A 10,906-nucleotide genomic window follows, 5' to 3' on the forward strand; every position below is an offset into this window, starting at 1 on the left:
GAGGCGCCGGGGGAGTGGCCAGCGAGCATCCGATAGCCTGTAATGAGCCACAAACGAAGGAGACAGCATGACAGCCGCGCGCAAGAGACGGGTTCTGCTGAAGCTCTCCGGTGAAGCCTTCGGCGGCGGCGCGATCGGCGTCAACCCGGATGTCGTGAGCGAGCTCGCCAAGGAGATCGCCGAGGCCGCGCAAGACGTCGAGGTCGCGATCGTCGTCGGCGGAGGCAACTTCTTCCGCGGCGCAGAGCTCAGCCAGCGCGGCATGGACCGTGGCCGCGCGGACTACATGGGCATGCTCGGCACCGTGATGAACGCGCTCGCACTGCAGGACTTCATCGAGAAGGCCGGCGTGCAGACCCGCGTGCAGTCCGCGATCTCGATGACACAGGTCGCCGAGCCGTACATCCCGCGTCGTGCAGAACGCCACCTCGAGAAGGGCCGCGTCGTGATCTTCGGCGCCGGCGCCGGCCTGCCGTACTTCTCCACCGACACCGTCGCGGCCCAGCGTGCGCTCGAGATCGGCGCGGACGTGGTGCTCGTCGCCAAGAACGGGGTGGACGGCGTCTACGACGACGACCCCCGCACCAACTCCGACGCCCAGAAGCTCGAGCATGTTACATACCAGGAGGCGCTCGTGCAGGGCCTCAAGGTCGTCGATTCGACCGCATTCAGCCTGTGCATGGACAACAGGATGCCCATGGTCGTCTTCGGCATGGAGCCGCACGGCAACGTGACCGCCGCCATTCGGGGCGAACGGATCGGCACGCTCGTCTCTGTCTAGGCCGATAAACTCAGTTAGTCCCAATCCCCTGAAGGAGACCTCAGTGATTTCCGACGTCCTGGCCGAAGCAAAAGAAAAAATGCACAAATCGGTCGAAGCCGCCAAAGACGACTTCAGCAATGTCCGCACCGGTCGCGCGAATCCGGCTCTCTTCCAGAAGATCCTGGTCGACTACTACGGCTCGCCGACCCCGCTCGGGCAGCTCGCCGGCATGAGCAACCCCGAGGCACGCACCCTCGTGATCACGCCGTACGACAAGGGCGCGCTCCGCGAGATAGAGCGGGCAATCGTGAACGCCCCCAACCTGGGTGCGAGCGTCGGCAACGACGGGGTCATCATCCGCGCCACCCTGCCGGAGCTCACCGAGGAGCGCCGCAAGGAGTTCGTGAAGATCGTCCGCGCTAAGGGCGAGGACGCGAAGATCTCGATCCGCAACATCCGGCGCAAGGCCAAGGATGACCTCGACGACCTCAAGGAGGTCGGGGACGATGAGGTGGCCCGCGGCGAGAAGGACCTCGAGGCGATCACCAAGACTCACATCGACGCGATCGACGACGCCTTGAAGAAGAAGGAAGCCGAGCTTCTCGAGGTCTAGATGACGGATCCCCCAGAGGGCGAACCGCCCGCGCCGAAGAAACGACTTCGCTTCTTCAAACGCGAAGACATTGAGGCACGTGCACACGCGTTCGAGGAAGACTTCAAGACCCAGGTCGCCGTGACGCGGGCCCAGATCGACGCGACCAACGTGAAGATCGAGGCGCGCACCGGGCGCAACCTGCCGCTGGCGATCCTCATCGGCGTGGGGCTCGGACTCGCGCTCGTGTTGAGCCTCGTCGTCAACAAGGCGTTGTTCATGATCTTCGCGGGCGCGCTGGTCGGATTCACCTCGTTCGAGCTCGCGAGCGCGCTGCGTTTCGCCGGCCGGGACGTGCCCCGCTGGCCCACGCTCATTGCTGCGCTCGCCACGGTGCCGGCGGCGTATTACTGGAGCGACGAGGGCAAGTGGCTCGTCACCCTCGTCGGCATCGTGTTCGTGGCACTGTGGCGCCTCGCCGAGCTCGCCGGTGCGAGCCATCGGGCACGCTCCCGCGAGGTGCTGGCGGATGTCGCGGCCGGCGCCCTCGTGCTGGTCTACGTGCCGTTCCTCGGCAGCTTCGCGGTGCTGCTCACCGCCCAGCCCGGCGGCGAGTGGTGGACGCTGGCTTTCCTGCTGCTCGTGATCGCGATCGACACGGGCGCCTACGCCACGGGGCTCTCGTTCGGCAAGCATCCAATGGCTCCGCGCATCAGCCCGAAGAAGACCTGGGAGGGTTTCGCCGGCTCGGTGACGACCGCCCTCGTCGGCGGAGTGCTGCTCGCGGTGTTCATGCTTCACGAGCCGTGGTGGTTCGGACTCATCTTCGGCGCGGTGATCGTCTTCACCGCCACCGTCGGCGACCTCACCGAGTCGCTGATCAAGCGCGACCTCGGCATCAAGGACATCAGTACGTGGCTTCCCGGCCACGGAGGGTTCCTCGACCGGCTCGATTCGATCCTGCCGAGCGCGGCGGCCGCCTATATCCTCTATCTCATCGTGCATTAGGCCCTAGCGCCGGTTCGCTGGCGCATAGGGCAGAATAGGCGCGTGAGCACTACCTTTCCCCGCACCCGAAACTCCCGACGCGGCTACAGCATCGACCAGGTCGAAGACTTTCTCGAGGACGCCCGCCGCGCATACTCCGCCGACCTGACGGGGCCCGCCGTCGTGACGTCGGAGAGCATCCGCCAGATGGCCTTCGAGATGCAGAAGGGCGGCTACTCGGCGGTGCACGTCGATGCGGCGCTCGAGCGCCTCGAGGACGCCTTCGCCAGTCGCGAGCGGGAGCGCGCCATCCAGCTCATGGGCGACGAGGCCTGGTACACCGAGGCCAAGGCGATCGCCCAGGAGATTCTCAATCGTCTCGCGCGGCCGGCCGGCCAGCGCTTCGATCGTGCGAACTTTCTCAGCAACGGGTACCACCGAAAAGACGTGGATGCGTTCGCCGATCGGCTGGTTAAATACTTCCAGGATGGCAAGCCGATGAGCATCGAAGAGGTGCGCACGATCGCCTTCCGACCGAGAAAGGGCGGCTACCGCGAGGCGCAGGTCGACCTGCTCATCGACTCCGTCGTCAACGTCATGCTCGCGGTGCGCTGACCCCTCGATGGGCTTTTTCGGCTCTTCTGGGCTAAAATCGAAACATCGTGGGTAGTCGTCAGAAGATTTCGTCGCCCCAGGTTCCCACAACCGGGACCGGGGTCGGGCCTCGTGGGCACTACATCCGCCGCCGCAACTCCCTGCCGGCCTTCGCTTTCACGGCCGCCGTGGCGTTCGTGCTCGTGCTGATTTTCGCCCCGGACCAGACCACTCCGGCGAGTGCGGCGCCCGCGGCGTTCGCCCCGGGCGAGGTGCAGACCCTCACCGTCTCCGCCGATCTCGCCGTCAGCATCACCCGGGACAGCTACAAGGTCACCAAGAAGGTCGTCGCCGCTCCCAAGGCGGCGTCAGGGGCCCCGGCCGTCGGTGTGCCGGACCCGGGCACCGCCCAGGCCATCGGCTACGAACTGGTGCACGCCAGGGGCTGGGGCGACGACCAGTACGCCTGCCTCGTCTCGCTCTTCAACAGGGAATCGCACTGGAACGTGTACGCGAGCAACCCGAGCGGCGCCTACGGCATTCCCCAGGCGCTTCCCGGCTCCAAGATGGCCTCGGCCGGTGCTGACTGGGCCACCAACCCGAGAACGCAGATCACCTGGGGGCTCAACTACATCCAGGGCCGCTATCTCACCCCGTGCGGGGCGTGGGGCCACAGCCAGTCCACCGGCTGGTATTGATCGTCGCTCGCGCGCCTCACCGGCCGAGCGGGTCTTAGAGCCGAGCGGGTCTTAGAGTTAGGCAATGCCCAGATCCAATCGCCCTCGAGGGGCACGCCCGGGGGACGGCGAGTCGGAGATCGACCTGAATCGCGCCCTCTACGGCAGCCTGCGCACCGAGACGAAACGTGACGGCGCCTGGAACGTGCAGCCGGTGTCTGCGACCTCGGCGGCGAAGACCTACATTTGCCCGGGCTGCAGCCTCGACATCACGCCGGGCACGGCCCACATCGTGGCCTGGCGCGCCGACGGGCTCATGGGCGAGGCCGACGACATCGCCGCCCGGCGGCACTGGCACTCGCACTGCTGGAAGATCAGGTAGGCGGCCGTGGACATCAAGGCCGGCGTGATTCTTCCGGCCCGCCGGGAAGACGCGGAGTTCCACACCTCGGATGGGCTCACCCTGGTGGGGGAGCTGTCCCTGCCGCTCTCCGTGGCCCCGGTGGCCACCATCGTGGCGCTGCACCCGTTGTCGACCCACGGCGGCTTCATGGACTCCCACATCATCCGCAAGGCCGCCGCCCGCCTGCCCGCCCTGGCGGACATCGCGGTGCTGCGTTTCAACTTTCGCGGGGTGGCCTCTCCCCGCGGGGTGTCCGAGGGAGAATTCGGCCACGGCGTTGATGAGCGGCACGACCTGGCGGCGGCGATGGCTTTCGTCGCCGAACGTGGCCTGCCGCACCCGTGGCTCGTCGGCTGGTCCTTCGGCACCGAGGTCGCGCTCAAGTACGGCCTCGAGTATCCGATCGACGGTGCGATTCTGCTCTCGCCGCCGCTGCACAGGACCTCGGATGCCGAGCTCGCCGCGTGGGCCGGCAGCGGCAAGCGGCTGGTCGCGGTGATCCCCGAGCTGGACGACTACCTGAGGCCCGCCGAGGCGGCCGCGCGATTCGCCGTGGTACCCGAGGTCGAGTTCGTGGTCGTAGAGGGCGGAAAGCACCTCTGGGTGGGGGAGAGCCAGACCAAACGGGTGCTCAGCGAGATCGTTCTGCGTCTCAACCCGGCGGCCCTGCCCCTGCCGGAGACCTTCGGCGAGTGACGTCGGAGCCGGTTACAGTTCGTTCTGCCTCGGCACCACGACCTGGTCGACGATGAGCAGTACCGCCGCGGCGACCGGGATCGCGATGAGCGCCCCGAGGATGCCGAGAAGCGATCCGCCGGCGAGAGCCGCGATCACGACGACCGCGCCAGGGACCTTGACCGCTCGCGACATCACCCGCGGGTTGATCACGTATGCCTCGATCTGCATGTACGCGAGGTAGTAGATCGCGACCCAGAGGGCAATGCCCGGTCCGCTGAGCAGCAGCGTCGAGAGCACGATGATGACGCTGCCCGTGATCGTGCCGACGAGTGGCACGAGCGCGAACAGGAACGCGATGAACGCGAACAGCGCCGGATACTTGAGGCCGTAGATCGACATGATCGACAGGAAGATGAAGCTGAACAGGCCGTTGGCGAAGGCGATGGCGCCCTGGCCGACAACGTAGCGGCCGACCGACGCCGTGATCTGCTCCGCCAGGTCGGAGAACCCGGCGCGCTTCGACGCCGGCACGAGACGGTAGAGCCCGCGCTTCATGCTCGAGAGCGACGCGACGAAGTAGAGGGTGAGGATGAGGATGATCACAAACCCCGCCGCCCCGCTGAAGATTCCGATGCCCACGGACAGGATGCCGCCGCCGATGGTCGCGACATTGTTCTTCAGCCAGGCGCCGGCGTTGGTGAGGAGCTCGTTGAGGTTGATCCAGCTCGGAAGGCTCTTCTGGGTGTCGGTGATCCACGTCGACTGTGTAACGGTCTTGATGAAGTCCGGCAGGTTGGAGAGGAGGTTGGTGACCTGGTCAACGATCACCGGCACCACGGCGAAAACGAGGCCCACGAACACGGCGACGATGCCGAGGAGCACAGTGAGGATGGCCGACCAGCGCGGGAACTTGTGCTTCTCCAGCCACGACACTGCCGGGTCGATCCCCAGCGCCAGGAAGAGCGCGGCCCCGATGTAGGTGAGGATCGTCGAGAGCGAGGTGACGGCGGCGCCGATCCCGATGGCGACGAGCACGCCGAGGCCTCCGAGGAGCCCGAGCCGAAACGCGTTCTGAATCTTCACGGCGACTCCCCCGGATCGTGGACTACTTGTCGGTAGCGACCTTTTCGGCCTGGGTCAGCACGCTGCGCAGGCTTTCGAAGTAGCCGGCAACCGCTTCGCGTTCGATTCTAATTTGTGAGAGCCGCTCCTCTGCGTCAGACACGAGCTGCGCTGTGCGCTTTTCGGCATCCTTGATCATGGCCTTCGCGCGCGCCTCGGCATTGGAGAGGATCTCCGCGGCCTCCTCGCTGGTGCTGGCCCGCAACGCCTTCGCCTCGGCGCGAGCGTCCACGTCCACGGTGTCGGCCTCCTTGCGCTTCGCGGCGGCGGCCTTCGTCGCCTCGGCGAGCTGCGCATTGGCCTCCTCGAGGTACTTCTGGGTCTGGGCGACTGCCTCCTGGTGCTTGGCCAGGAACTCCTTCTCCGCCTCGTCCCGACGCGACTTGAGCTCCACATCCAGGTCGGTGCGGGCCTGCTCGGCGTCGAGCGCGAGTCGCGTGCGGGATTCCGCGGTGTCGTGCGTCAACTGCGCGGTGGTCTGCTCGACCTCGCGAGTGACGTCGGCCAGCTTCTGTTCCACCTCGCGGGTGATGTTGGTGCGCTGCTGCTCGATGTCGTGGGCGAGGCTGGCGCGCTCGGCGGCGATCTCGGCCAGGGCGATGGCCTTCGCCTCGGTCACCTCCTGGGCAAGCTGCTTGCGGGTGCGCTTGACCTCGAGGTCGACCTTCGCCCTGGCGGACTTGGTCTCCTGCTCGACCTTGGCGCGGGCGGTCGAGGTCTCCAGCTCGAGGGCGTCGCGAGCCGTCGTGGTCTCGAGCTCGATCGCGGCGCGTGCGGCAGCCGTCTCCTCCTCGAGGGTGGCGTGGGCGAGGGCCATTTCCTGTTCGAGGGCGTTGCGCGCCGCGTTCGTCTCCTCCTCGAGGGCGTTGCGCGCGGCGGTGGTCTCCTCTTCGAGGGTGTTGCGCGCCGCCGTGGTCTCCTCTTCGAGGGTGTTGCGAGCCGTCGTGGTCTCTTGTTCGAGGGCGTTGCGCGCGACCGTGGTCTCCTGTTCGAGGGCCGCGCGGTCTGCCGCGGTGTCCTGCTCGAGAGTCGTTCTGGCGAGCGTGATCTCCTGGTCGAGGCTGGACCGCGCCTCCGCGATCTCCTGCTCGAGGGCGGCTCGTGCCGCGGCGGTGTCGTGCTCGAGCTGGGCGCGGGTCTCCTCGATCTCGCGAGTGAGCTCGGCGCGGCGGGTCTCCGCGGTCTGCTCGAGCTCCACTCGAGCAGACTCGATGTCCCTCGCGAGGTCGGTGCGCTGCTGTTCCACATCGCGGGCGAGGTCGCCCCACTGCTTTTCGCTCTCGCTCGTGAACTCCGCGCGGCCGATCTCGGTCTCCCGCGCAAGCTTCGCCGCGGCATCCCTCGCCTCCGTCGCCTCGCGCACGGCGACGAGCCTCAGCTCGGCCGATTCGCGCTCCGCCTCCGCCCGCACAGCGGCGGCCTCGCGCTTCGCGGTCGTCCTGGCCTCCGCGGCCTCCGTCGCGACGGCGCCCCGGATGGCCGCGGCCTCGCGCAGGGCATCCTGGGTGACGATCTCCGCCTCGTCCCGCGTGCGTTCGAACAGCTCGGCCGCCTCGAGCGTCGCGGCGTCGAGGATGCCGTTCGCCTTCGCGTGGGCATCGGAGACGACCTTCTCCGCGTTCTCCACCGACTCGACGCGCAGGCGGTTGATCTCCGCCTGCACACCGCTGCGCAGGCGTTCCGCGTCGATGTCCGCCTGGCCGATCAGCCGGGTCGACTGCTCCTCGGCGACCCGGAGCGTGTTCTCGAGCTTGGTGCCCAGACCGCTGTAGGTGGGGCTTCCGGTCTCTTCGATCTCCGCCTGGAGGTCCTCCACGGTCGCATTCAGCCGCTTGAGCTCCTTGGCGGCTTCCGCCTTGTCCTGGTTGGCCTTGATCAGCTCGCGCCGCAGGTCCTGGATGGCGCTGTCCACCTCGTCGCGGTTGTACCCGCGCATGGCAGTGGTGAAGGTCTCGTCGTCGGTAGCCACGGTGTCTCCTCGTGCGTTTGTGGTCGGACGCCGGGCGACCCGGGCCGAGCCATTCGAGTTTAGCCTGAGGCAGCGACGGCCATGGGCCCGAATTTGTCGCCCGCTGGGCAGCCGATTCCCCGGATCTTGCGGCCTCAAGGCGTCTCTCAGGGTGGTTGCGCTACTCTGGGTTGTCTTTGTCTGTTGCCACCCCGGGCACTTTGCCCGTGGCCGCCGGGGCTGAACCCTCGGTGAGAGCCGTCGCCATCATCGCGATTGGGGCTGTCGACCGCCGGTCGAGCACGGCAACACGAGAGGAGTAACCCCAGTGCGATTTATCGCGGCCATCGTCACATTCGTGATCGCTTTCGGAATGATCGCCTACGGCATCGCCCAGCGAACCATTCTGGCCGAGCCAGACAGCATCACCGCCTCGACCGTCGTTCCGAACGACGCGACGGTCTCGGTGATCAGCAGCAAGACCCTCAAGGCCCTCGACGGCCGCCAGAGCGTCACCATCGAGGGACCGGACAAGGTGTTCGCCGCCTACGGTCGCACCGAGGACGTGCTCGCCTGGGTGGGCAAGGCGAGTTACAACCGGATCGGCATCAACTCCGCCAAGACGGCGCTCACGAGCAAGCTCGTCACCGGATCCGAGACCAAGGTGCCCGAACCGCGCGGTTCCGACCTCTGGCTCGACGAGTACTCGCGCACCAAGAGCCTCAACTTCTTCGTCAACGTGCCAGACGACATCTCGATCGTCGTCGTCTCGGACGGCACGAAGCCGGCCCCCAACCACCTCACGATCAGCTGGCCGCTCGACAACCGCACCCCGTGGTCCGGTCCGCTCCTGGCGGGCGGCGGCCTGCTGCTGCTCATCGGTATCGGCATCTACCTGTGGGCGCTCGCCCACCTGCGCCGCTCGCGCGGCCCGCGCCGCAAGTCGCCGAAGATGCCCAAGGTTCCGCGGCAACGCGGGTACAAGCCGCGAAAGACCGGTGCGATCGCCACGAAGGGCGGACGCCGGTCGAACTCGCGCCGGATGGTCGCGATCGTGCCGATCCTCCTAGTCGGCAGCGTGGCGCTGAGCGGATGCTCGGCCGACCTCTGGCCGGAGTTCATGACCGGCGGCTCGAGCCCCACCGCCACGCCGACGCCGACCGCGACGGTCCCGGTGGGCGAGAAGCTGCAGGCCCCGTCGGTGACGCTGCCCCAGCTCAAGAACATCGTGGCGAGGGTGTCCGCGGTCGCCGCGAAGGCGGATGCCGCGATCGACCCGGAGCTGCTGAAGAGCCGATTCGAGGGTCCGGCCCTCGAGTTGCGCACGGCCAACTACGCCATCCGCAAGGTCGACAACACCTACAAGGCCCCGGCGGCGATCCCGGCCGGAGAGGTGAATGTGACGCTACCCCAGCAGTCGAACACCTGGCCGCGGACCGTCTTCACCGTGGTGACTCCCACCGACAAGACCGTGCCGCCGGTGGCGTTGATGCTCGTGCAGGCCACCCCGCGTTCCTACTTCAAGGTGGACTACGCGACCGAGTTCGAGGCGGGCGCCAAGCTGCCAGGGGGCGTGGCTCCCGCGAACATCGGGGCTCCGCGACTGCCGGAGAATGTCCCGCTCTTCACTCTCGCGCCGGCGAAGCTCGCGCTCGCCTACGGCGACATCATCGAGAAGGGGCCGACGAGCGAGTTCGCGAAGTATTTCGATCTCAAGAACGACGCGCTCCTCACTCAGATCGGTTTCGACAAGCGCAAGGAGCTCCAGGCCAAGGTGCCGGCGACGGCCGCCCTCACCTTCGCTAACAGCAACGGACCGGGGGACAACATCGCCCTCGGAAGCAACAACGCCGGCGCGATCGTCACGGTCTACCTGAACGAGACCTTCACGGTCAAGCCGGTCGAGGCCGGGGCATCCGTGAACCCGGAGGGCGCCGTGAAGTCGCTGTCGGGCATCACGGGCACCACAAAGGGTACGGTTGCGGTATACGGCGACCAGCTGCTGTTCTACCTGCCGCCTGCGACAAGCAAGAACAAGATCGTGCTGCTCGGTTTCGCCACTGGACTCATCTCGGCTAAGGAGCTTCCGTGACCAACACCCCGCCGTCGTCGGCCAACCTGCGGGGAGCAGTCGACCTGTCCTCCCTCGTTCGGCCGCCGGCCCCGCCCGCCGGAGCGCCGGCCGCTCCCGCGGCCGTTCCCTCCCTCGTCGTCGACGGCACAGATGCCAACTTCACGGGCATCCTCGACCTCTCGCAGACCGTGCCCGTGGTCGTCGAGCTCTATGTGGGCGCGCCATCGGCCACGCTCACCCGGGTCGTCACCGAATACGGCGGCCGGTTCGTTCTCGCCACGGTGGATGCCGCCGCCAACCCGCAGTTGCAGCAGGCCTTCCATGCCACGGCCGCCCCGACCGTCGCCGCGGTGATCGGCGGACGCCCCATCGCCCTCTACGAGGGCGAGCTTCCCGAGGCGGATGTTCGGCAGGTTCTCGAGCAGCTCGCGACCCTCGCTGCGCAGAACGGCGTCACCGGCACCGTGTCCCCGGACGCCCCCGGTGCCGTTCCGGCGGAGACGGAGGAGTTGCCGCTTCCCCCGCACCACCAGGAGGCCTACGACGCCATCGCCGCCGGCGACTACGACACCGCGATCGCCGAGTACACGACGGCGATCGCGCAGGATCCCCGCGACCGGCTCGCGGTGGCGGGGCTCGCCCAGGTGTCGCTGCGCGCGCGCCTCGGCTCGGCGACGGCCGCCGACATCCGTTCGGCCGCGGCGGCAGCACCCGGCGAACTCGCCGCGCAACTCGCTGTGGCCGACCTCGATGTGTCCGGCGGGCATCTCGAGGACGCGTTCGCGCGCCTCCTCGACCTGTTCCCGACCCTCGACGCGGGCGGCAAGGATGCGGTGCGCACTCGGCTGCTCGACTACTTCGAGATCGCTGGAGTGGACGACACCCGGGTGGTGGCGGCCCGCCGTCGCCTCACGACGCTGCTCTACTGACCCGCGCGGACATCCGCCCGCCCCCGGCGCCCCGATCCGTCCGCCCGCCGCCTCCCGCTCCCCTTCCGAAATCCATGCAATCGGGGTCGACTCGCCGCTCAACTGTGCAGTCTGACGGCGTGTCGAGCAGGAATGCATG

General features: G+C 67.7%; 11 protein-coding genes. 9 read left to right on the forward strand and 2 right to left on the reverse strand.

Annotated elements, in window-relative coordinates; all coding sequences use genetic code 11:
- The first annotated feature begins 67 nt into the window (after positions 1-67).
- The 7 genes from pyrH to VIM54_RS15035 all read left to right on the forward strand — a co-directional run bounded on the left by pyrH (position 68) and on the right by VIM54_RS15035 (position 4,712).
- Positions 68-781 (forward strand): UMP kinase, encoded by a 714-nt coding sequence (gene pyrH / locus VIM54_RS15005; protein ID WP_331902532.1) that lies wholly within the window; start codon positions 68-70, stop codon positions 779-781.
- A 43-nt stretch (positions 782-824) separates the two neighbouring features.
- Positions 825-1,376 (forward strand): ribosome recycling factor, encoded by a 552-nt coding sequence (gene frr, locus VIM54_RS15010; protein ID WP_331902534.1) that lies wholly within the window; start codon positions 825-827, stop codon positions 1,374-1,376.
- Complete coding sequence (locus tag VIM54_RS15015) at positions 1,377-2,363, forward strand: phosphatidate cytidylyltransferase (RefSeq protein ID WP_331902536.1); 987 nt, start codon at positions 1,377-1,379, stop codon at positions 2,361-2,363.
- Between the two features lie 42 nt (positions 2,364-2,405).
- Positions 2,406-2,957, forward strand: a complete 552-nt coding sequence (locus VIM54_RS15020; protein ID WP_331902538.1) for a DivIVA domain-containing protein — start codon at positions 2,406-2,408, stop codon at positions 2,955-2,957.
- Between the two features lie 47 nt (positions 2,958-3,004).
- Positions 3,005-3,634, forward strand: coding sequence for a transglycosylase SLT domain-containing protein (locus tag VIM54_RS15025; RefSeq protein ID WP_331902539.1), 630 nt, complete (start codon positions 3,005-3,007; stop codon positions 3,632-3,634).
- A gap of 64 nt (positions 3,635-3,698) precedes the next feature.
- Positions 3,699-3,995 carry a hypothetical protein gene (locus VIM54_RS15030; RefSeq protein WP_331902541.1) on the forward strand — a complete coding sequence of 99 codons (297 nt, stop codon included), beginning with the start codon at positions 3,699-3,701 and terminating at the stop codon, positions 3,993-3,995.
- Positions 3,996-4,001: 6 nt separating this feature from the next.
- The gene (locus tag VIM54_RS15035; RefSeq protein ID WP_331902542.1) at positions 4,002-4,712 is read left to right on the forward strand and encodes an alpha/beta hydrolase; all 711 of its coding nucleotides are present in this window, start codon (positions 4,002-4,004) and stop codon (positions 4,710-4,712) included.
- 12 nt (positions 4,713-4,724) lie between these two features.
- On the opposite strand, the gene VIM54_RS15040 is transcribed toward VIM54_RS15035, so the two are convergent.
- Positions 4,725-5,777: an AI-2E family transporter gene (locus tag VIM54_RS15040; protein ID WP_331902543.1), complete on the reverse strand. Its 1,053-nt coding sequence runs from the start codon at positions 5,775-5,777 to the stop codon at positions 4,725-4,727.
- A 22-nt stretch (positions 5,778-5,799) separates the two neighbouring features.
- Positions 5,800-7,785 (reverse strand): DivIVA domain-containing protein, encoded by a 1,986-nt coding sequence (locus tag VIM54_RS15045; RefSeq protein ID WP_331902544.1) that lies wholly within the window; start codon positions 7,783-7,785, stop codon positions 5,800-5,802.
- Between the two features lie 307 nt (positions 7,786-8,092).
- Between VIM54_RS15045 and VIM54_RS15050 the strand changes: the two genes are divergently transcribed.
- A complete protein-coding gene (locus tag VIM54_RS15050) occupies positions 8,093-9,856 on the forward strand; it encodes a hypothetical protein (protein WP_331902545.1) in 1,764 nt (587 codons plus the stop codon).
- Entirely contained in the window at positions 9,853-10,767 is a 915-nt protein-coding gene (locus VIM54_RS15055) for a co-chaperone YbbN (protein ID WP_331902546.1), read from the forward strand. Before VIM54_RS15050 ends, VIM54_RS15055 begins: the two co-directional genes overlap by 4 nt.
- Positions 10,768-10,906 lie beyond the last annotated feature (139 nt).

Origin of the sequence: Lacisediminihabitans sp., from assembly GCF_036569425.1 — a bacterium.
In the GTDB taxonomy this organism is placed as follows: Bacteria; Actinomycetota; Actinomycetes; order Actinomycetales; family Microbacteriaceae; genus Lacisediminihabitans.

What these genes read in the sequence shown, in the direction of transcription:
- pyrH (WP_331902532.1), top strand. Translation starts at nt 68, where the DNA reads ATGACAGCCGCGCGCAAGAGACGGGTTCTGCTGAAGCTCTCCGGTGAA.
- VIM54_RS15015 (WP_331902536.1), top strand. Translation starts at nt 1,377, where the DNA reads ATGACGGATCCCCCAGAGGGCGAACCGCCCGCGCCGAAGAAACGACTT.
- VIM54_RS15030 (WP_331902541.1), top strand. Translation starts at nt 3,699, where the DNA reads ATGCCCAGATCCAATCGCCCTCGAGGGGCACGCCCGGGGGACGGCGAG.